This is a genomic window from Pseudomonas sp. R2-60-08W, from assembly GCF_003852335.1.
In the GTDB taxonomy this organism is placed as follows: Bacteria; Pseudomonadota; Gammaproteobacteria; order Pseudomonadales; family Pseudomonadaceae; genus Aquipseudomonas.
The window spans coordinates 4,132,517-4,152,113 of the sequence record NZ_CP027731.1 but is presented as its reverse complement, the minus strand read 5'-3'; the positions used below and the strand labels follow the sequence as shown (position 1 = coordinate 4,152,113).

Below are 19,597 nucleotides of genomic sequence, written 5' to 3'. Positions count from 1 at the left end.
CAAGCGTCCGTCAGACTCCGGGCTGAATTTCGGAGCCAAGACATGAACCTTGCCAAGCGTGACTTCACCAAACAACTTCTTATTGATGCAGGAATACGTGATGGCATGCGTGTTCTGGATGTTGGATGCGGAGCGGGGGACGTTTCCTTCCTGCTAAGCACGCTGGTCGGCAAGACGGGTGAAGTCGTCGGGGTTGATCACGATGATAATGCGCTTGCTACAGCGCGCAAACGCGAGGCATCCGATAAGTACCCTGTGCCCACTTTCATTCAAAGCGGGTTACTCGACCTTAGTGAATCTATCGGCATGTTCGACGCCATCGTGGGCAGACGAGTGCTCATGTACCAGGCAGATACCGTGGCCACCGTCAGCGCACTGGCCAAGCATCTTCATCCAGGCGGGGTAATGGTGTTCCAGGAGCATGATACGACGATGGCCCCAGCCAGTATTGATGCCTTCACCCTGCACAGAGCGGCGCAAGGCTGGATACAGCAGATGATCGCGCGCGAAGGCGCCGACTTGCATATCGGCTTTAACCTGCACGGTATCTTCACCACTGCCGGATTGCGTGTCGCGGATGTGCGTGCCGAGTGCGTCGTACAAACCCCTGATACACCTTACGGCCTGGGCTACATCGTACGTGCCTGCTTGCCACGCATAGTCGCGCTGGGGGTTGCGACACCAGATGAGGTCAACATTGAAACGCTGGAACAACGTCTGATTGATGAGCGAACGCAGTCAGGTGGGATATACGTCGGGGACGTAATGTTCGGGGCGTGGGCCTATAAGCCGGGGCAGTCTTGATCCCAGGCACCTCGGTACGGGGAGAAAAATGCTGATAAAAAACAGCTGATTGGCCCTGTTCGCGTAAAGAAACTCGGTTTGGACGCCCGAAACCGGTACCCTATGCAGCTGATATTTTGTATTTCTTCGAGGTAGCACCCGTGTTTTCCCAATTCGCCCTGCACGAACGCCTGCTCAAAGCCGTGGCCGAGCTTAAATTTGTCGAGCCTACGCCTGTGCAAGCAGCGGCCATCCCGCTCGCGCTCCAAGGGCGTGACCTGCGGGTGACGGCGCAAACCGGTAGCGGCAAGACCGCTGCGTTCGTCCTGCCGATTCTCAACCGCCTGATCGGCCCGGCCAAAGTCCGCGTCAGCATCAAGACCCTGATCCTGCTGCCGACCCGCGAGCTGGCCCAGCAGACCTTGAAGGAAGTGGAGCGCTTTTCGCAGTTCACCTTCATCAAGTCCGGCCTGATCACCGGCGGTGAAGACTTCAAGGTCCAGGCCGCCATGCTGCGCAAGGTGCCGGACATCCTGATCGGCACCCCAGGGCGCATGATCGAGCAACTCAATGCTGGCAATCTCGACCTCAAGGAAGTCGAAGTGCTGGTGCTTGACGAAGCCGACCGCATGCTCGACATGGGGTTTGCTGATGACGTGCAACGCCTGGTGGCCGAGTGCGTCAACCGCCAGCAGACCATGTTGTTCTCCGCCACCACCGGCGGCTCGACCCTGCGCGAGATGGTCGCCAAGGTCCTGAACGATCCCGAGCACCTGCAGGTCAACAACGTCAGCGATCTGAACGCGACCACACGTCAGCAGATCGTCACTGCTGACCACAACGTGCACAAGGAACAGATCCTTAACTGGCTGCTGGCCAACGAGACCTACCAGAAGGCGATCGTGTTCACCAATACCCGGGCCGCTGCCGACCGCATCTACGGCCGCCTGGTGGCGCAGGAATACAAGGCGTTCGTGCTGCACGGCGAAAAGGACCAGAAGGATCGCAAGCTGGCCATCGACCGCCTCAAGGCCGGTGGCGTGAAGATCCTGGTCGCCACCGACGTCGCCGCGCGCGGCCTTGACGTAGATGGCCTGGACCTGGTGATCAACTTCGACATGCCGCGCAGCGGCGACGAATACGTTCACCGTATCGGCCGTACCGGGCGTGCCGGCAACGATGGCCTGGCCATCTCGCTGATCTGCCACGGCGACTGGAACCTGATGTCGAGCATCGAGCGCTATCTTAAGCAATCGTTCGAGCGCCGCACCATCAAGGAAGTCAAAGGCACCTACACTGGGCCGAAGAAGGTCAAGGCGTCGGGCAAGGCTGTCGGCGTGAAGAAGAAAAAGACTGACGCCAAGGGCGACAAGAAGAAAGCCGGCGCCAAGTCGCCGACCAAGCGCAAGATCGCCAACCGGCCGAAGACCGACAACCTGTCGCTCGTCAGCAAGGACGGCATGGCCCCGCTCAAGCGCCGCAAGCCGGAAGCACCCGCTGCCGAGTAAGGCCTGCGCCAGACGAAAAAAGCCGGACATTGTCCGGTTTTTTTATGCGCTCAGTTTGATCGCTCCCATGCTCCGCGTGGGAGCGCAGCCAGTGGCGCTCCGCGCCGCTCTTCATTCATTCAGTCTTGGCAGCAGCTTCCTTCAACTCTTTGAGCCGGGCATCGATCAACTGGCATTTGTCGGGAAATTGCGCGCTTTCGGTGTCCAGATCCATCTTCTGCAACTGGTCATTCATCTCCTTGGCTTTGGCAGGGTTCTGCTCAGTGAGCCGGCTCACTTCCTTGGCCAGCGCCTCACGCTTGGCCGTGGCCTCTTCGGGCGTGCAAGCCCAGGCGGGCAGGGCGCCCAGCAGCGTGGCGGCAATGGCCAGGTTCATCAGGGTTTTCATAGTTCGGACCTCCTTGGCTATGATGTTCGGTTGAGGGGGCAAACGCCTGGAAAGTTCAGGGAAATGACGCCCCGTCCATCCAGCTGAACGGCCAGCGCGCGGGCGGGTCACTAGTTCTGACGGGCTAATTTTTCTACGCCTGCAGGAGGAATCAGGATGACGACTTACAACTGGGATCTGATCGAGCGGCTGTTGCATGAAGTGCAAAACGGCGAGGGCAGCTTTGCTCCCCGCAAATACGCTGAGCAGGAAGCCGCCGAGAAGGCCACGGCGGGTGAGCCCACCGGCAATCTGGATGCGTTGAAGAAGACCGCCGCCGATTATGAAGCGCTGTTGTTCAAGCGCGGGTTTATCGAGTCGCGCCCCGAGGAAGAGGGCGGCAATGGTGAGAATTTCATTCTGACCCCGCGAGGTGCAAGCCTGCTCTCGCTGATTGATAGCTCAATCCCGGGGGAGAATCACCCGCGTCATGTGCTGGACCAGCAGGACGACGCGCTGGATGAACAAACCTTTGATCGTGTCGCGTCCGAGGCGGCTATCGCTGGTGGTGCGATTTAGCGTTCACGCGCGAGTGGTAGCGGGTGTGCCCGCTTCCACGTTTATTGGGAAGGTGTGGCCTTCAGGCACTTCAGCGCCTTGAAGTCATTGCGCACAGCGTCGATTTTCTGAGTCAGCTTCAGGCGTTGCTGCGCGGTGCTTTCAGCCATCAGGTCGACGATCAGGCTGCGCGCGGCGGCCTCCGTCTGTGCGTAGGCGCTGCGGTACTCCGGGGTCCACAGGCTTTCACGGTCGACCAGCAGTTGCTGCATCTTGCGCGGGAAGTCGGCGCTTTGGCGTTGCTGCACGGCGTCGATGAATTGAGCCTGCCAGCGCGCGCGGTTGCCGATCCAGTCGGTGTTCTGATCGCCCAACGCGACGGACCATGCCATCACCCGGCTTTGCTGGCGTGTACTGAGCGGGCCGATCCAGGCGTCCAGGCGCTTGCTCATGCGTTCGGCGCGTTCCTTGATCTGCTGGGGCAGTGGCGGCTTGAGGTATTCGTCCTGGCGTTTGCGCAGGTCTTTGGCCAGGGCGTCGTTCATCTCCTTGACCTGTTGGTCATCCAGACCTTGCAGCAATTGCACCGCAGTCGGGGTGATTTCACGCGCAATCTCGTCGATGGCCTGCTTGGCTTCGACGGTACGGGTTTGTAAGGCCGCGTCCGTGACCTGATTGCTGTCGACCATCGTTTGCGAGCGGTCCAGCCAATCCAGGTAACCCGGCAATTGCGTGGTGCAGTGCCATGCCAGGTGCTGCTTGAGGCTGTCGTTGAACCAGCTCTTTTGCCCGGCGTTCATGTCCAGGTAGTCGTTGAGGGTCCAGGGGATGATCACATCGAGATTGCGGTAGGCCAGGCCTACGCGGTTGCAGCCGGCGAGCGCCAGGCTCAGGGTCAGCAATAACGCCAGAAATTTGAGCCGACGCAACATGGGCGGATCCTTGCACGGATGGAGGTTAATGCATGTGAACCTGCGGCGGGGGCGACAGTTCAGCCCATCAATAAAACGATCGCACGGCCTTCAAGGTCAACAGCCCATCACATTGCGAATTGTGTCCGGAGTAGGCCGAACAATCCCCGCCGCTGAGGCTGGAGTCGCTGTAGATCAAGTCCAGGTCAATGCCTTTCCATTCTCGGGAGAACTGTACCGACCAGTCGCTGAACGTGCGGATGGAGCCGTTTTCCACCGAAACCGGGGTGCCCAGCTGATGGGTGGTGTACTTCATGCTGACGCCAATGCCGAAAGGCTGGGTACCGCCGAGGTCGGCAAACAGCGTGCTGTCCTGGCGGTCGGGGTCGTTGCTGAAGGAGGCGCCAAAGCGGTTGCCCAACAGGTTCAGGCCACCGTAGAACTCCTGGCTATCCAGGGGGCTGAGCTTGGGATAGCTGTAGTGGATGAGGCCGACTTCGTAGCCCAGGGTCTGGTCGAAAGGGTGTTTGAAACCCATGTAGGAATCAATTTCGAGCGTGCTCTTGGAGGACAGGTCCATATTCGGCGAGAACTGCCCGAAATACACGCCGCTGTCGTGGCTCAAGTCCAGGCCACCGTGGAACGAGTCGCTGCCGGGCGCGGTGGGCTTGACCAGACCCTGGGCCATGCTGCGGCTGGGCGTGGTGCCCAATTTAAGGTCGAAGTCGCCCAATTCGCGCTGGAAGATCTGTGCTTGGGCAAGCGGACTGGCGATTAGCGCGACGATCAGAAACGTGCAGGGTTTGAACATGCTTCACTCCATGAAAAGCGAGGAGCAGTAACGAAAAATCAGGCGGATGCCCGTGCTAGACGTGTGCAAGGATACCGGCGAATGCGCGCAGGTGAGGCCCGTTCGTCGTTTTTGCGCAATAAAGGGTGAAGCAGAGGGTGTTTCGGGCTCTAGTCCTAGCGCCTTGAAGGCAAGACGCTTAGGGACCAGGTGCGTTGCGCAGGTGTTACTTCTTGCCCAGGCTGATCTGCTTGGACGGGCCGAAAGTCTGGCCGCTTACGCCCTTGGCAATTTGCTGGATTTCGCCACCGGACTTGAGAAACGCAGCAATCTGGCTGTTGATCGATTCGCTGGTTTCAACGGCGGGAGCTGGCTTTGCTTTGCTGTTGGATGCTTTTACACGCATGGCGGCCACTAACCTGTAGAAAATTAACTTGGCCAGGCATCGTACAGGAAATACTTGACAATTGCTTGGCAAATATCCCTCAAACATTAACGTAGCGTCTGGATACGCGCCGAACTTGATCGATGATTTAATCAGCTAACTTACTGTTTTAACTCGAAAGCTTGTGATGACGGGGCGTTGGCGACCGGTAAAATTTGTAGGAATGATCAGACGAGCGGGGCGGTGCCATTGTAGCGCCACGTCAGCCTGCGGATTTTTCAGGCGCGCGGGCGTGCCTGACACAAACCGGGTAGAATACCGCCCACGCAATGAGGGTATCTGGAAATGGCTTTAGTCGGGCGCTACAACAGCTTGCAAGTGGTTAAACACACTAACTTTGGTTTGTACCTGGATGGTGCGCAGGACGGTGAAATCCTCTTGCCTAATCGGTATATCCCCAAAGATATTCCCAGTGAAGATGAAGACTGGCTTAACGTTTTCATTTATCTGGACAGCGATGACAAACTTATCGCCACCACTGAAAAACCCAAAGTTCAAGTGGGCGAGTTTGCCAGTTTAAAAGTGGTGGAAGTCAACAGTATCGGCGTTTTCCTCGATTGGGGGTTGCCAAAAGACCTGTTGCTGCCCTACTCAGAAGAAAAGCGTCAGTTGAGCGCCGGTGAGTATTGCGTAGTGCATGTCTACCTCGACAAGCACACCAAACGCATCACCGCCACCGCGCGCCTTGACCGCTACCTGGACAAAACGCCGGCCAATTACCAGGTGGGCCAGGAAGTCGACCTGCTGGTGGCCGAAGCCACGGACATGGGCTTCAAGGCGATCATCAACAACAAGCACTGGGGCCTGATCCACAAGAACGAGGTGTTCAAGTTCCTGCGCCCAGGCAAGGAAGAGAAAGGCTTTATCAAGGAGATCCGCGCCGATGGCAACATCAGCCTGAGCCTGCAGCCGGTTGGCCAGGAAGCGGCGTCCAGCCTCAACTCGAAGATTCTTGCCAAGTTGCGTGACAACAACGGCACCTTGCCGGTCAGTGATAAAAGCGATCCTGCTGTCATCAGCAACTTGTTTGGCGTGAGCAAAGGCAACTTTAAAAAGGCCATTGGTGCGCTCTACAAGCAGGGGCAGATTGTGATTCATGCGGACCGCATTGAACTAAGCTGAGTGCGGTTTGCTCTGCTGTAGGAGCAAACTCGCTCCTGCAGTGGACCGGTCCAATGTCGAAAAAAACGCTGTTTGCCTATCTTGGCACCCTGTTCGCCTTCCTTGTGCTCGACGGCCTTTGGCTAGGCGTCCTCATGGGGCCCACCTATAAAAGCCTGCTCGGCTCGCTGATGCTCGACCAGCCGCGCCTGTTACCTGCGGTCGTGTTTTATCTGCTGTACGTCCTCGGTTGCGTGGTGTTCGTGGTCTTGCCCAGCGCCAGCTGGCAACGCGCTGCGCGTCTGGGCGCCTTGCTCGGGTTGGTCGCCTATGGCACTTACGACCTGAGCAATTGGGCCACGCTGCAAGGCTGGTCTGCGGGCCTGGCGGTGATGGACATGGCGTGGGGCACGGTTCTGACAGCGATCTGTTGCACCGTCGGCTACCTGTGTGCACAACGGGTGCGCCAGTGATTGTGTACAGGATTGTCGTGCACCGTTGCTGCGCATATCCATAATAGCTAAACCTTGATAATCCCTTTGGAGCGCCGTTCCACGGGGATTGTGTGCCATTGGCACGCATCCTGCTGAATGCCTCGTATACAACCCGTGTAGCCGACCGTATGCATACCGCTACGTCAGCGCAGGGCGATATTTCGAGGAGTCCAGCGATGACGGAGCAATTGCCCAAAGGCTACAGCCCACGGTTATACAACCAGGATCTGGGCCCACTGCCGCAAAAGTGGACCTGGTACAACATCTTCGCCTTCTGGATGAGCGATGTGCACAGCGTCGGCGGCTATGTCTTCGCCGCCAGCCTGTTTGCCCTGGGACTGGCGAGTTGGCAAGTATTGATCGCCTTGCTCGCGGGTATCTGCATTGTGCAACTGATCGCCAACCTGGTGGCCAAACCGAGTCAGCAAGCGGCGGTGCCTTACCCCGTGATCTGCCGGCTGGCATTTGGCGTGTTTGGCGCGAATATTCCTGCGGTGATCCGAGGCCTGATCGCGGTAGCGTGGTACGGAATTCAGACGTACCTGGCGTCGAGTGCCTTGATCATCGTGGTGCTGCGCTTCTTCCCGTCGATGGCCGTATATGCCGAGCCGCATTTTGCGGGTTTGTCCTACTTGGGCTGGTTCGGCTTTCTCAGCCTGTGGGTATTGCAGGCCGCCGTGTTCTGGGCTGGCATGGAGTCCATCCGCCGTTTTATCGACTGGGCCGGCCCGGTGGTGTACGCGGTGATGTTTGCCCTGGCCGGCTGGATTGTCTGGAAGGCCGGCTGGGCGAATATCAGCTTTACCCTGGCGGAAAAATCGCTGTCGGGCTGGCAGGCGTTCGGCCAGGTGATCGTGGCGACGGCGCTGGTGGTGTCGTACTTCTCCGGGCCGACCTTGAATTTTGGTGATTTCAGCCGCTACTGCCGCAGCATGCAGGACGTGCGCCGTGGCAATTTCTGGGGGCTGCCGGTGAATTTCCTGGCGTTCTCCCTGGTTACCGTGGTGATCGTCTCGGGCACCCTGCCGGTGTTTGGCGAAATGCTGCATGACCCGATTGCCACCGTGTCGCGTATCGACAACAGCATGGCCGTCCTGTTGGGTGCCTTTGCGTTTGTCACCGCCACCATCGGTATCAATATCGTCGCCAACTTTGTCTCGCCCGCGTTCGACTTCGCCAACATTGCGCCAAGCAAAATCAGTTGGCGCGCAGGGGGGATGATCGCGGCGGTGGCATCGATCTTTATCACGCCATGGAACCTGTTCAATAACCCGCTGATGATCCATTACACCCTGGATATCCTCGCCGCATTTATCGGACCACTGTTTGGCATCCTGCTGGTGGATTTCTACCTGGTCAAAAAGCAGCGCATCGACGTGGATGCGCTGTTCGATGACAGCCCGAGCGGGCGCTATTACTTCGATGGCGGTGTGAACTGGACGGCGGTCAAGGCTTTGGTGCCGGCGACGCTGATGGGCGTGGCGATCACCTTCACGCCGGCGTTGCAGGGCATGGCCAATTTCGCCTGGTTTACCGGATGCTTGCTGGGCGGGCTGTTTTTTTTGGTGCTGACGCGGCGCGAGAAGGTTCGCGTACCGACCCCTGTGGTCGCCGGCTGATCAATACGCTGCCCGCCACCAACAGGCCGCAACCGGCAATCACCAACGCCGGTTGCAGGCTGCCGCTCCAGTGGCTGCTCACGGAAGCCAGCAGCGGGCCGCTCAATTGGCCGATCGCAAAGCTGGCGGTCAAGAGTCCGGTGTTGCGTTGATAGCCATTGGGCGCTACCTCGCGCAAGCGTGCCATGACCAACTGCATACAGGCCAGAAACGGCGCACCGCACAGTAACACCCCCAGCGCCAGCCCCCAGCCATTGCCCAGCAGGCAAGTGAACACGCCAGCGGCTTGCAGCCATAGCGTGGTCATCAGCCAGCGCCGGGTGGTGTTCGGGTCCTTGCGGCGCAGGCTGGCAATCACCACGCCCGTTGCGGCGGCCAGGCCGAAACAAGGCCAGAACAAGTCGGCCTGCCAGGCGCCTTTGAACTGCGCGCTGGCCATCTGCGACAGGAAGGTGGCCGGAATGATGTAGCCCAGGCCGTACAGGAAGTAGATCCAGCCTAAGTGCGCAATGCTGCTGTTATTGCCGGTGCCGGGGGCGGGTGCAACCGACGCGCTCGGTTTCGGCAAGAAGGGCAGGATGGCCAGTAGCATCACCAGTGCCACTGCCCCATATACCAACCACAGCGTCGCGGAGCTTTGTCCCAGCAGGTTGGAGCCCAACGCCAGCAAACCCGTCAGCAAAATTCCCACCCCCGGCCCCGCAAATACCAGCGCTCCCAGGCGCGGCCTGCCGGCGGCAATCGCCAGTGGCTGGCTCAGGCTGGTGATCATCACCAGGGCCCAGGCGCTGGCGACACCGGTGCCGAAACGCAGCAACAGGTGCGGCCAGAACCCGTGGGCCCAGTATGACGCCAGGGTCAGCAGCACGCAGAGCCACAGGCCACCGTACAAGCGCCCCTTAATATGATGATGACTGCGAGCGAATATCGAGTCCACGGCACCCACGAAGTACCCCAGGTAATTGGCGGCCGCGATCAGCCCCGCGCCGGTCAGGTCGATCTGGCCTTCGCTGAGCAGATGCGGCATCTGAGGGGTGAGGGCAAAGCGGCCGATGCCCATGGCCATCATCAAGGCGACAAAGCTGGCGGTTAAGCGAATCAGCGGTGACATGTTCAGGTGTCCTGCAATAAAGCGAAGACCGTCAGGCTAAAGCGGATTGACTTTCTGTAAAAATGAATAATAGTGATGAACTTGTTCAGTTTTGGAGAAAGGTATGGAGTTCAGTCAACTGCGCATCTTCCAGGCGGTGGCGGAGGAGGGCTCCATTACCCGCGCCGCCGAGCGCCTGCACCGCGTGCCGTCGAACCTGTCGACCCGGCTCAAGCAGATGGAAGAACAGCTCGGCGTCGAGCTGTTTGTGCGTGAACGCCAGCGTTTGCAGCTGTCTCCTGCGGGTAAAGTGCTGTTGGACTACAGCATCCGCCTACTGGCGCTGCACGACGAAGCCCACGGCGCCGTGCAGGGCGGGCAACCGGCCGGTGATTTTGTACTCGGCAGCATGTACAGCACGGCAGCGATTCACTTGCCGAAACTGTTGGCGCGTTATCACAAGGCCTACCCGAGGGTGAACCTGCAGGTGCAATCTGCGCCGAGCGGCGAGCTGCTGGAAGGCTTGATCACCGGACGGCTGGATGCGGCGCTGGTGGATGGCCCGCTGGCCTTGGCCACGCTGGACGGCGTGCCGCTGTGCGAAGAGCGTCTGGTGATCATTTGCGAAGCCGACCACCCGCCAGTACGCGGGCCCCAAGACGTCGCCGGCCGCTCGGTATTCACGTTCCGCCGCAGCTGCGCTTATCGCACCCGCCTGGAAAGCTGGTTTTCCCACGATCGCGTGGCCATGGGCCGGGCCATCGAGATTGAGTCTTACCAAGGCATGCTCGCGTGTGTCATCGCCGGTTCCGGCGTGGCGTTGATGTCTGAATCGATGCTCGACAGCCTGCCAGGCAAGGACAGCGTGTCCGTTCATCCGCTGACTGGGCCTTTTGCCACTGCTACCACCTGGTTGATGTGGCGAAAGGGTATGCTCGGCGCTAACCTCAATGCATGGATCGAGCTGCAGCAGTCGGACCGGGCAGAGTGCTTGCAAGACAGGCGTGAAATTGCTTGAACGATCCGACAGGATTCAGATCCATTCAGTAATAGTTCGTTGTGCTTTCGCACAAGCAATACGTAAGACTTAGCGCTACTATCAATGTAGGAAACGGCGACAGAACAGGCGCCTACTCGCATTACCCTCAAAGGGGGCAAATCATGAAAGAGAAAATTCAAACCTGGCTCCATGACCTTGGCGTTGCGCTGGGTTTGATCGAGCCGCCGCTGCAGCCGGTACCGATTCGTACCGATGATGAGCAACGCCGCCCTCGTCGGCGCTGATCCCAAGCCAACCCAGGATTCTTGTGGGAGCGGGCTTGCTCGCGATGCGGTGAGTCAGTCGATAGATAGTTGACTGGTTTACCGCATTCGCGAGCAAGTCCGCTCCCACATTTGTTTGTGGCAGGTATGAAAAGCGGTTACGCCACCTGGCTCCTTCACTTTCAACTGTCGGAATTGGACCACTCGTTCGTCAGAATTGGCTGGCTTACTCATTTTTTAGGATGAGCGTAGGTTGAATTCCGTTACGGAGCCATGCTCATGGTTCATGGGCTGTTGCAACGTTTATGGAACGGCCCATAAAGCGATCGGAATAGAAAAGCGGCTGCTTCCGTAACTCCAAACTTTAGAAAGCCTCTCTGCGAGGCGTAACTAAGTCAGAGTTATTGGAGACAACGCTATGACGCGCTCTTCCGTTCCGCCAGTCGCCGCATCCCTGATCGCCACACTCGAAAGCATTTTACATATCGCCCCGGTGTCCAGAGCCTGGAAGGCTAACGCTCCCAACAACATCGTGTTTCTCCCCCCGACAATAAACAAACAGGCATTGCTCACACAGATCGGGCTTTTGCGTCCATCAACGATCGTTGTTGGGGACCAGGCCATGGATGCAGACGTTATAGACCTGTGGCGTACAGCCCACCCATTCGGAAACCTCCATCTGATACGCAGAGGCACGAGTCTGGATAAGGTGCAACTGGATCTGTGCGCATTCAGCGGCATTCAAGTGGTCAACACGCCTGGGGTCAACGCGCCGCACGTCGCGGCTTATATGGTGCGCTGGCTGACACTTGCCGATGGCTCGTTACCCCGTGACATCTGCGTACTGGGATATGGCAATGTCGGTCAGGAACTCGTCAAGTTACTGCTTGAGCGAGATCCCGAAGTTCAAATCAAGGTATTGAGCCGATACCGTCTGGCGCCTGACAGGAACGTAGTACAAGGCAGTCGAGTGTCATTTGTGGTGGATTGGTTGGATGCGGTGGGAGGGGCCAGTGCAGTCGCCCTCTGCTTATCGTTGACGAATGACTCTACTCATCGCATTGACCGCGCTCTTATTCGCTGTATGCACCCGCAGGCCCGCCTGGTTTGCGTCGCCAAACCGGACGTCTTCAGCGATGACGCTTTGCAGACCCTGGCGCAAGCCGAGGGCATCCAGCTTGTATTGGACTATGGGCCGATAACACTGGACGCGTTTCGAGTGCGCACGCAAAAGCTCGGTTGCAGTGTCTCTACATGGCGCAACCCGGCGACGCTGACTGCGCAGGCGGCAACTACCGAAGGCTGCCAGTGCGATCTGGATTATGCGGTCTCCATTCAACTGAGCTTGACGGCTTTGCACGGCCTCGTCAGGCGCAGACTTGCGCAGCCATTGACGATCCCCTCTCAACAGATAGACCCCCAGGCGCCACGCGTATCGATCATCGGTAGAGGGATTAACGGCCTGTTCCAAGCCGTGATGTTTCGCCTGGCGAATTATCAGGTCGACGTATACGGCGGCAACCGGCAGAGCGACGGCGCCAGTCACAAGCAGGTGAACATGCGTCATCTGTCAGCGACGGAGACAACGGCAAAACCGCTGCATAACCCGTTCCTGCTGTCAGGAAACCAGCATTTGGCTGTTGAGTGCAATCGGGCAGGCATTGAACTGTTTGAAAAGCTTTTGGCCGACAACCCGTCGCTGGCCCCCTGTGCACGCGCGCGGATTGTAAGAGCCTATAGGGATGATGCCACTGACGTAGAGGGCGCGATCCGCGAGCAACGCGATATCCAAAGAAGGACTTGGCCGAGCGGCAAACCGGGAAGTGAAGTCGCAGAGATCAGCCAACGGCAATTCCAGGCAAGTTATGGCGTCCCTGGCGTCGGTCGGGCCGTGGAAGTATCGGGTTATGAGGTAGCGTTTAATGATCTGACGCGGGAGTTAGAGCGTCTGTTGCAGCGTTCGGGGGTTCAATTTCGGCCCCAGTATCTGAACCCGGTACAAATTGCCGAGCTGAGTAAAGATCACTTTGTCGTCACTGCCATGGGCGTAGAGGAACCCAATGTCATCGCGGTCATTGGCTGGTTTTTCAAACTGTGCGCCAAAGAGAATGAAGGGGCCGAAATGTGCGGGCTCAAGCTGCAGTACGATCTACCCATCGGTGTCATGAATTGCCGCCTGGACGGGGATCACATTCTGATCTCCGGCGGGCAGGTTGCACCTGGATCGACGTTGGAGCACAAGGAACACGTACTCGAGGCGTGCCTTGCCGCGGTATCTCGGCACTTTCCACGGTCCTACCGCAATGCGGTCGAAAAGGGCGACCTGCAAATAATCGAATGTGCCAGGCCGGGCACCTCAGATGGGCTGTCGATAGTGTATTGGTCCGCCCACCATCAAATCGCGGCCGGGGGAACCTATGCAGGGGGCACCACACAGGGGTTGGTGTGGGCCTCTTTGGTTCAGGAAACGATTCAGGCCAGAGCGCATGAACGGTGAATGATAAAAAACCGGTGCGACATCTGCTGTCGCACCCGCTGAAGAAACCGCTCTAAAGCTGTTTACCTCAAACCGCCCCCGCCGCCACCGCCCCCGGTTTACGCGACAACACACTCACCAGCACAAAACTTACCAACGCCACCGCGAGGCTGTAGTAAATCGGGGTATTTGCGTCCAGCCCATCCTTGAACATGAATAACAATGCGGTCACGAAACCCAGCGTCATCGAGGTGATCGCCCCGGAAGTGGTCGCACGCTTCCAGAAAATCGCGCCGATCAGCGGGATCAGCATGCCGCCTACCAACAGGTTGTAGGCCAGGGTCAGGGCGCTGATCACATCGTTCACCACCAGTGCGATACCCAGCACCGCTATCCCGGTCAGCAGGGTGAACAGGCGGTTGACGCCCAGGCTCGACTGTTTGCCACCGCGCAAGCGTGGCAGTAAGTCCTCGGTTAGTACGGTGGAGGCGGCGAGCAGCCCGGCGCTGGCGGTTGACATCATTGCCGCCAGGGCAGCGGCAATCACCAAGCCACGAATGCCGTCCGGCAGTGAGGCTTTGACGATGGCGGCGAACGCGTTATTGACGTTCTCCAGGTCCGGGATCAGCACGTGCGCGGCCATGCCGATCAAAGCGCACGCCAGGCCGTAAAGAATGCAATAGAAGCCGGCGAACGTGCCTGCGTACTGGGCGACTTTTTCGTCACGGGCAGTGAATACGCGCTGCCAGATGTCCTGGCCGATCAGGATGCCGAAGAAGTAGATCATGAAGTAGGTGATGATCGTGTCCCAGCCGATCGTAGTGAAGCTGAAACTCGACGCCGGCAGCTTGGCCACCAGTTCGTCCCAGCCGCCGACACGGTACAGGCAGATCGGCAGCAGGATGAACATCAGTCCGACGGTTTTGATCACGAACTGCACGATATCGGTCAGGGTCAGCGACCACATGCCGCCAATCGTCGAATACACCACGACCACGCCACCGCCCAGCAGCACCGAGATCCAGAACGGCAGGTCGAACAGCACCTGCAGGACGGTGCCGATGGCCAGGATCGAGGTCACCACGACCATCAGCGCGTAGGCCAGCATGATCAGCGCGCTAGCCTGGCGAGCCATGGGGTTGTAGCGTTTTTCCAGGACCTGGGTGACGGTGAAGATTTTCAGTTTCAACAGCGGCTTGGCCAGGAACAGGTTCAGCGCAATGATCCCCGTGCCCAGCGCGGCGCACAGCCAAAAACCGGAAATGCCGTGCACATATCCCAGGCGCACGGTGCCAACGGTAGAGGCACCACCCAGCACCGTGGCGGCCATGGTGCCCATGTACAGCGACGGGCCGAGGTTGCGCCCGGCGACCAGGTAGTCTTCGTGGGTCTTGGCGCGGCGCATGCCGTAGTAGCCGAGCACGAGCATGCCGGCGGCGTAGATGAGTACGACGAATAAATCCAAAGCCATGACGGCGAGTCTCCGATTATTTTTTATTGTGCAGAAGGCGCTTGCTGTGGCGAGGGAGCTTGCTCCCGTTCGACAGCGAAGCTGGAGCCGGCTTTTTCAGGACCGCTTCGCAGTCCAGCGGGAGCAAGCTCCCTCGCCACAAACGTCGGCCCATAGACGGCAGCCGGTTCCGGAAACAGCCGCAGCAGGCTCAGGTACACCACCGAGGCCAGGCCCAGCGTTACCGGCAAGCTGATGTCGATGCCCTCGGCCAGGTTGCCCAGCGGCCCGACGAACTGCCCCGGCAGGTTGACGAAGCACAGGCCCACCAGCGCGCTCGGGATCCAGGCCCCCAGCCCGCGCCAGTTCCAGCCATGGCTGAACCAGTAGCGGCCGCCGGTTTCGCCACGGGTGAACACCTGCAGGTCATCCGGGCAATAAAAGCCTCGGCGTACGATCAGGCCGATGATCATCATCACCATCCATGGGGTGGTGCAGGTGATGATCAGCACGGCGAAGGTCGACACGCTCTGCACCAGGTTGGCGGCGAAACGTCCGATAAAGATGAAGGCAATCGACATTACCCCGATCAGCAGCGTGGCCTTGACCCGTGACAGCAGGCGTGGAAACACGCTGGACATGTCCAGCCCGGTGCCATACAGCGAGGTGGTGCCGGTGGACATGCCGCCGATTACCGCAATCAGGCACACCGGCAGGAAGAACCAGCTCGGTGCCACCGCGAGCAAGCCGCCCACATAGTTGTTGCTGGCGATGTAGTCCGGTGCCTTGACGGCCACGATGGTCGCGGTAGCCAGGCCGAACAGGAACGGAATCAACGTGGCAACTTGGGCCAGGACCACCGCCAGCATGATCCGGCGCTTCGGGGTGTGGCGCGGGATGTAGCGCGACCAGTCGCCGAGGAACGCGCCGAAGGAAATCGGGTTGCTCATCGCCACCAGCGCGGCGCCGATAAATGCCGCCCAGAAGCCGCTCTGGCCGAGGGCGACGCCGCCGGCGAAGTGGCTGTCGAAGGCCGGCGCAAAGGCGAAGATCCCCAGCAGGAACAACAGGCTCGCGGCCCACACCGCAATCCGGTTGACCCACAGCATGAAGCGAAACCCGTAGATGCACACCGTCAGCACCAGAAGGGCGAAGACGCCGTAGGCCAGGCCCAGGGTCAGGTCGGATTCCGGCAGGCCGATCAGACGTTTCGCACCACCCACCAGCGCATCGCCTGAACTCCACACCGACAGTGAGAAGAAGGCAATCGCCGTCAGCAACGACAGAAACGAGCCGACAATCCGCCCATGCACGCCGAAATGCGCGCCGGAAGACACGGCGTTGTTGGTACCGTTGATCGGCCCGAACAGGCCCATGGGCGCCAGGATCACTGCGCCCACCAGCACGCCCAGCACAATCGCCCAGACCCCGGCCTGGAACGACAGGCCGAACAGCACCGGGAACGCGCCCAGCACGGCGGTGGCAAAGGTATTTGCACCGCCGAAGATCAGCCGGAACAGATCCTTAGGGGCGGCGGTGCGTTCGTGGTCGGGGATCTGTTCGACCCCGTTGGTTTCTATGGTGCGAATACTGTTTTGGTTGTTTTTATTATTCATGATCAGCTCCGATCACATTGGCTAAGGGGGCGGCAGCCCTTCCGGCATAGCGGACAAATGTTCGTGACAGGCCAGCCACAGGCCTTGTTGTTGTTCTGTGCGCGACCCTTGCCGTGTGAAGACGATGGTCTCGCGTTCCTGGCTGAAGTGATGCTCCCCGTTCATGCGCAGCTCGGTGGCCACGTCATGCATGAAAATCGCCACGTCACCGTGCAGGCTGACAACGGCATTGCTTGAGGTGCACGACAGCACCTCGAACCCCTCGTCCCGGCGCCAGCAGTCCCACAACGCCTGGTAGGCATCGCGGCTGAGCAGTGGCTGGGGGAGGGTATGGAACACAAAACTCGCATCGGCCGTGAACGCGCCGAAGTAAGCGGCTCGGTCGTTGCGAGCGAAGGCCGAGACCAGCGCGGCCGCCGCCTCTAACACCGCTGGCACGCTCATCAGCGATGTGCCACGCCAGGCAGTACGCAGAGCATCTCGTACAGCAGGTTGGCGCCGAGCAGTGAGGTATTGCCGGTGGTGTCGTAGGGCGGTGAAACTTCCACCAAATCACAACCAATCAAGTCCAGGCCCTGGCAGCCACGGATAATCTCGATCGCCTGAATGGTGGTCAGCCCGCCGATTTCCGGGGTGCCGGTGCCGGGCGCCCAGGCCGGGTCGATGCCGTCGATGTCGAAGCTCAGGTACACCGGGCCGTCGCCGACCTTTTCGCGTACTTCGGCCATCAACGGCGCGAGGGAGTGGTGCCAGCATTCTTCGGCCTGAACCACACGAAAGCCCTGTTTGCGGCTCCAGTTGAAGTCTTCGGCGGTGTAGCCCTGGGCGCGCAGGCCGATCTGCACCACGCGGTCGCAATCGAGCAAACCCTCTTCCACGGCACGGCGGAAGGTGGTGCCGTGGGCGATTTTCTCGCCGAACATATGGTCGTTGACGTCGGCGTGGGCGTCGATGTGCACCAGCCCGACCTTGCCGTGTTTCTTGTGCAGGGCCCGCAGGATTGGCAGGGTGATGGTGTGGTCGCCGCCCAGGGTCAGGGGAATGACGTCGTGCTCGAGGATTTCATCGTAGGCCTCTTCGATGATGCGCACCGCGTCCAGCAGGTTGAAGGTGTTGATCGCCACATCGCCGATGTCTGCAACCGACAGCGAATCGAACGGCGCCGCACCGGTGGCCATGTTGTACGGGCGGATCATCACCGATTCAGCGCGGATTTCACGCGGGCCGAAGCGGGTACCGGCGCGCAGCGAGGTGCCGATGTCCAGGGGCACGCCGACAAAGGCGGCGTCCAGGCCCTTGGCCGTTTGCAGGTGGGGCAGGCGCATCATGGTGGCGATGCCGGCGAAGCGCGGCATTTCGTTGCCGCCCAGTGGTTGGTGGAAAATCTTGTCCACGGGATTGCCTCATCGTTGTTGTGGTTATCTGGGGGCCGATTCTGCGAAATACATGGAAACGAAAGAATCGCCACGGGCAAATACTTAGTTCAGATTTTTCTAAACTAAAGCCTGGGGTAGACTGCGCCGCTTGAGCTGAATCCGGAGAACCCATGGCCAACGCCTTGCCCGACCTGAAACTCCTGCGCATCTTCGTCAGCGTCGTGCGCCACCAGGGGTTCGCCAATGCCCAGCACGAACTCAACCTGTCGACGTCAGCCATCAGCACCTACATGAGCCAGCTGGAATCGGCGCTGGGCCTGGTGCTGTGCCACCGCGGGCGGGGCGGCTTCAGCCTGACCAGCAAGGGCGAGCTGTTTCATCAGGAAACCTTGCGTTTATTGGCCGAGCTGGAAGGCTTCGAGCAATATGCCGCCGCGTTGAAGGGCGAGTTGCGCGGCACCCTCAAGCTCGGTGTGCTCGACTCCACCGTCAGCGATAAAGCCCTGCCGTTCGCCGAGGTGATTGGCGCATACAGCCTCGAACATCCGGCGGTACATTTGCATCTGTCGGTGTTAAGCCCTTATGAACTGCAACTGGGGGTGCAGGACAATCGCCTGGACCTGGCCATCGGCGCGTTCTCCAACCGCATGAGCGGGCTGATCTATATGCCGTTGTACCGCGAGCAGCACTGGCTGTATTGCAGCACCCGGCATCCGTTGTTCAACGAGCGGCGCATCCCCGAGCAGGTCATTACCCAGCAACGCATGGTCGGGCGCGGCTACTGGAGCCAGGCCGAACTGGCGCGCCATGGCTTCAAGCACAGCGCCGCGACGGTGGAAAGCATGGAGGCGCAACTGATCCTGGTGCTGTCGGGCGCCTACATCGGCTATTTACCCGAGCACTACGCGCAAGCCTGGGCCGACAAGGGCGACCTGCGCGTGCTGCTGCCGGCGACCTTTGGCTACCAGGCGCCGTTTTCGATGATCATGCGTCGGGGGCGAAGCCGCGAGCCGCTGATCCAGACCTTCCGCGATTTACTCAAAGCCCAGCTCAACCAGGCCTGAAAACCATGTCCAGACCCCAGTGTTCCCGTTGCCTGAGACCTCTCAGCCACTGTTTGTGCTCGCTGATCCCCAGCCTCGACAGTCGCACCCGCGTGCTGCTGTTGCAGCACCCGAGCGAGGTCAACCATGCGCTCAATACCGCGCGACTGGCGGCGTTGGGGCTCATCAATGCGCAATTGGTGGTGGGGGAGGTGTTCGATGATCTGGAGACGTTATTGAACCCGCCCGGTTATCAGGCGCGTCTGCTGTTCCCGGCCGATGATGCGCAGCCTTTGCAAGCCTATACGCTTGGTGATCAGCCGCTGCTGCTGGTGGTGCCCGATGGCACCTGGCGCAAGGCGCGCAAGTTGCTGCACCTCAACCCGTTGCTGGCAGCGTTGCCTCGGGTGACGCTGGCCAACGGCGGCGTCTCCCGGTATCGCTTGCGCAAGGCACCGGGGCCTGGAGCCTTGTCGACGGTCGAAGCGATCGTGCAAGCGTTGCAGGTACTGGAAGCGCCGACATCCTTTGAGCCGCTGTTGAAACCCTTTGAAGCATTGATCGAGGGGCAGATTGTGGCGATGGGGGAAGAGGTTTTTCAGAGAAATCATGGCGGTAGGGATTAGAGCCCGGCCGGTTATCGAGGTGCAGCCATCGGGGGCAAGCCCCCTCCCACATTCGACCGCATTCTCATGTTGGAACGCGAT

General features: G+C 59.6%; 20 protein-coding genes. 11 read left to right on the top strand and 9 right to left on the bottom strand.

From position 1 onward, the window contains the following. The first annotated feature begins 42 nt into the window (after positions 1–42). Positions 43–804, top strand: coding sequence for a methyltransferase domain-containing protein (locus tag C4J90_RS18815; RefSeq protein WP_124420553.1), 762 nt, complete (start codon positions 43–45; stop codon positions 802–804). Positions 805–944: 140 nt separating this feature from the next. Beyond that, positions 945–2,291, top strand: coding sequence for a DEAD/DEAH box helicase (locus tag C4J90_RS18810; RefSeq protein WP_124363855.1), 1,347 nt, complete (start codon positions 945–947; stop codon positions 2,289–2,291). Positions 2,292–2,406: 115 nt separating this feature from the next. On the opposite strand, the gene C4J90_RS18805 is transcribed toward C4J90_RS18810, so the two are convergent. Continuing rightward, a complete protein-coding gene (locus tag C4J90_RS18805; protein ID WP_124371465.1) occupies positions 2,407–2,679 on the bottom strand; it encodes a hypothetical protein in 273 nt (90 codons plus the stop codon). A gap of 156 nt (positions 2,680–2,835) precedes the next feature. Between C4J90_RS18805 and C4J90_RS18800 the strand changes: the two genes are divergently transcribed. Continuing rightward, on the top strand, positions 2,836–3,237 hold the full coding sequence (locus C4J90_RS18800; RefSeq protein WP_124363853.1) for a transcriptional regulator: 402 nt from the start codon (positions 2,836–2,838) through the stop codon (positions 3,235–3,237). A gap of 41 nt (positions 3,238–3,278) precedes the next feature. Here the strand turns inward: C4J90_RS18800 and C4J90_RS18795 are convergent, their stop codons facing one another. The 3 genes from C4J90_RS18795 to C4J90_RS18785 all read right to left on the bottom strand — a co-directional run bounded on the left by C4J90_RS18795 (position 3,279) and on the right by C4J90_RS18785 (position 5,323). Further along, positions 3,279–4,148 (bottom strand): DUF6279 family lipoprotein, encoded by an 870-nt coding sequence (locus C4J90_RS18795; protein ID WP_124420552.1) that lies wholly within the window; start codon positions 4,146–4,148, stop codon positions 3,279–3,281. Positions 4,149–4,215: 67 nt separating this feature from the next. After that, complete coding sequence (locus tag C4J90_RS18790; RefSeq protein WP_124363851.1) at positions 4,216–4,938, bottom strand: TorF family putative porin; 723 nt, start codon at positions 4,936–4,938, stop codon at positions 4,216–4,218. 205 nt (positions 4,939–5,143) lie between these two features. After that, positions 5,144–5,323, bottom strand: a complete 180-nt coding sequence (locus C4J90_RS18785) for a hypothetical protein (RefSeq protein ID WP_003193095.1) — start codon at positions 5,321–5,323, stop codon at positions 5,144–5,146. Positions 5,324–5,647: 324 nt separating this feature from the next. Between C4J90_RS18785 and C4J90_RS18780 the strand changes: the two genes are divergently transcribed. The 3 genes from C4J90_RS18780 (at position 5,648) to C4J90_RS18770 (ending at position 8,576) form a co-directional block, all read left to right on the top strand. Beyond that, positions 5,648–6,484 (top strand): S1 RNA-binding domain-containing protein, encoded by an 837-nt coding sequence (locus C4J90_RS18780; protein ID WP_057721276.1) that lies wholly within the window; start codon positions 5,648–5,650, stop codon positions 6,482–6,484. Positions 6,485–6,537: 53 nt separating this feature from the next. Then, positions 6,538–6,936, top strand: a complete 399-nt coding sequence (locus tag C4J90_RS18775; RefSeq protein ID WP_124363849.1) for a DUF2177 family protein — start codon at positions 6,538–6,540, stop codon at positions 6,934–6,936. Positions 6,937–7,133: 197 nt separating this feature from the next. Then, positions 7,134–8,576, top strand: coding sequence for an NCS1 family nucleobase:cation symporter-1 (locus C4J90_RS18770; RefSeq protein ID WP_124420551.1), 1,443 nt, complete (start codon positions 7,134–7,136; stop codon positions 8,574–8,576). Here the strand turns inward: C4J90_RS18770 and C4J90_RS18765 are convergent. Continuing rightward, positions 8,488–9,687: an MFS transporter gene (locus tag C4J90_RS18765; RefSeq protein WP_124420550.1), complete on the bottom strand. Its 1,200-nt coding sequence runs from the start codon at positions 9,685–9,687 to the stop codon at positions 8,488–8,490. The genes C4J90_RS18770 and C4J90_RS18765 overlap by 89 nt on opposite strands. 103 nt (positions 9,688–9,790) lie before the next feature. Between C4J90_RS18765 and C4J90_RS18760 the strand changes: the two genes are divergently transcribed. The 3 genes from C4J90_RS18760 to C4J90_RS18755 all read left to right on the top strand — a co-directional run bounded on the left by C4J90_RS18760 (position 9,791) and on the right by C4J90_RS18755 (position 13,426). Beyond that, positions 9,791–10,684 carry a LysR family transcriptional regulator gene (locus C4J90_RS18760; RefSeq protein ID WP_124363846.1) on the top strand — a complete coding sequence of 298 codons (894 nt, stop codon included), beginning with the start codon at positions 9,791–9,793 and terminating at the stop codon, positions 10,682–10,684. Between the two features lie 143 nt (positions 10,685–10,827). Further along, on the top strand, positions 10,828–10,950 hold the full coding sequence (locus tag C4J90_RS27195) for a PA1414 family protein (protein ID WP_017737772.1): 123 nt from the start codon (positions 10,828–10,830) through the stop codon (positions 10,948–10,950). Positions 10,951–11,347: 397 nt separating this feature from the next. Further along, entirely contained in the window at positions 11,348–13,426 is a 2,079-nt protein-coding gene (locus tag C4J90_RS18755; protein ID WP_124420549.1) for an FAD-dependent oxidoreductase, read from the top strand. A 67-nt stretch (positions 13,427–13,493) separates the two neighbouring features. On the opposite strand, the gene C4J90_RS18750 is transcribed toward C4J90_RS18755, so the two are convergent. The 4 genes from C4J90_RS18750 to speB are packed head-to-tail and all read right to left on the bottom strand — an operon-like array spanning position 13,494 to position 17,865. Further along, positions 13,494–14,876 (bottom strand): sodium:solute symporter, encoded by a 1,383-nt coding sequence (locus C4J90_RS18750; RefSeq protein ID WP_124420548.1) that lies wholly within the window; start codon positions 14,874–14,876, stop codon positions 13,494–13,496. Between the two features lie 23 nt (positions 14,877–14,899). Beyond that, on the bottom strand, positions 14,900–16,471 hold the full coding sequence (locus C4J90_RS18745) for a cytosine permease (protein WP_124415271.1): 1,572 nt from the start codon (positions 16,469–16,471) through the stop codon (positions 14,900–14,902). Between the two features lie 21 nt (positions 16,472–16,492). Then, positions 16,493–16,915 carry a nuclear transport factor 2 family protein gene (locus tag C4J90_RS18740; RefSeq protein WP_124415270.1) on the bottom strand — a complete coding sequence of 141 codons (423 nt, stop codon included), beginning with the start codon at positions 16,913–16,915 and terminating at the stop codon, positions 16,493–16,495. Then, entirely contained in the window at positions 16,915–17,865 is a 951-nt protein-coding gene (gene speB / locus C4J90_RS18735) for an agmatinase (RefSeq protein ID WP_124420547.1), read from the bottom strand. Before speB ends, C4J90_RS18740 begins: the two co-directional genes overlap by 1 nt. 152 nt (positions 17,866–18,017) lie before the next feature. On the opposite strand from speB, the gene C4J90_RS18730 reads away from it, so the two are divergent. Then, complete coding sequence (locus tag C4J90_RS18730; RefSeq protein ID WP_124371456.1) at positions 18,018–18,911, top strand: LysR family transcriptional regulator; 894 nt, start codon at positions 18,018–18,020, stop codon at positions 18,909–18,911. A 5-nt stretch (positions 18,912–18,916) separates the two neighbouring features. After that, positions 18,917–19,516, top strand: coding sequence for a tRNA-uridine aminocarboxypropyltransferase (locus tag C4J90_RS18725; protein WP_124415269.1), 600 nt, complete (start codon positions 18,917–18,919; stop codon positions 19,514–19,516). The last annotated feature ends 81 nt before the right edge of the window (positions 19,517–19,597 follow it).

Bases quoted from the DNA above. Each gene is read 5' to 3' on its own strand.
- C4J90_RS18745 (WP_124415271.1), bottom strand. From the start codon at position 16,471: ATGAATAATAAAAACAACCAAAACAGTATTCGCACCATAGAAACCAAC.
- C4J90_RS18815 (WP_124420553.1), top strand. From the start codon at position 43: ATGAACCTTGCCAAGCGTGACTTCACCAAACAACTTCTTATTGATGCA.
- C4J90_RS18750 (WP_124420548.1), bottom strand. From the start codon at position 14,876: ATGGCTTTGGATTTATTCGTCGTACTCATCTACGCCGCCGGCATGCTC.
- C4J90_RS18725 (WP_124415269.1), top strand. From the start codon at position 18,917: ATGTCCAGACCCCAGTGTTCCCGTTGCCTGAGACCTCTCAGCCACTGT.
- C4J90_RS18730 (WP_124371456.1), top strand. From the start codon at position 18,018: ATGGCCAACGCCTTGCCCGACCTGAAACTCCTGCGCATCTTCGTCAGC.
- C4J90_RS18780 (WP_057721276.1), top strand. From the start codon at position 5,648: ATGGCTTTAGTCGGGCGCTACAACAGCTTGCAAGTGGTTAAACACACT.
- C4J90_RS18755 (WP_124420549.1), top strand. From the start codon at position 11,348: ATGACGCGCTCTTCCGTTCCGCCAGTCGCCGCATCCCTGATCGCCACA.
- C4J90_RS18775 (WP_124363849.1), top strand. From the start codon at position 6,538: ATGTCGAAAAAAACGCTGTTTGCCTATCTTGGCACCCTGTTCGCCTTC.
- C4J90_RS18770 (WP_124420551.1), top strand. From the start codon at position 7,134: ATGACGGAGCAATTGCCCAAAGGCTACAGCCCACGGTTATACAACCAG.
- C4J90_RS18795 (WP_124420552.1), bottom strand. From the start codon at position 4,148: ATGTTGCGTCGGCTCAAATTTCTGGCGTTATTGCTGACCCTGAGCCTG.
- C4J90_RS18785 (WP_003193095.1), bottom strand. From the start codon at position 5,323: ATGCGTGTAAAAGCATCCAACAGCAAAGCAAAGCCAGCTCCCGCCGTT.
- C4J90_RS18760 (WP_124363846.1), top strand. From the start codon at position 9,791: ATGGAGTTCAGTCAACTGCGCATCTTCCAGGCGGTGGCGGAGGAGGGC.
- C4J90_RS27195 (WP_017737772.1), top strand. From the start codon at position 10,828: ATGAAAGAGAAAATTCAAACCTGGCTCCATGACCTTGGCGTTGCGCTG.
- C4J90_RS18800 (WP_124363853.1), top strand. From the start codon at position 2,836: ATGACGACTTACAACTGGGATCTGATCGAGCGGCTGTTGCATGAAGTG.
- C4J90_RS18805 (WP_124371465.1), bottom strand. From the start codon at position 2,679: ATGAAAACCCTGATGAACCTGGCCATTGCCGCCACGCTGCTGGGCGCC.
- C4J90_RS18765 (WP_124420550.1), bottom strand. From the start codon at position 9,687: ATGTCACCGCTGATTCGCTTAACCGCCAGCTTTGTCGCCTTGATGATG.
- C4J90_RS18790 (WP_124363851.1), bottom strand. From the start codon at position 4,938: ATGTTCAAACCCTGCACGTTTCTGATCGTCGCGCTAATCGCCAGTCCG.
- C4J90_RS18740 (WP_124415270.1), bottom strand. From the start codon at position 16,915: ATGAGCGTGCCAGCGGTGTTAGAGGCGGCGGCCGCGCTGGTCTCGGCC.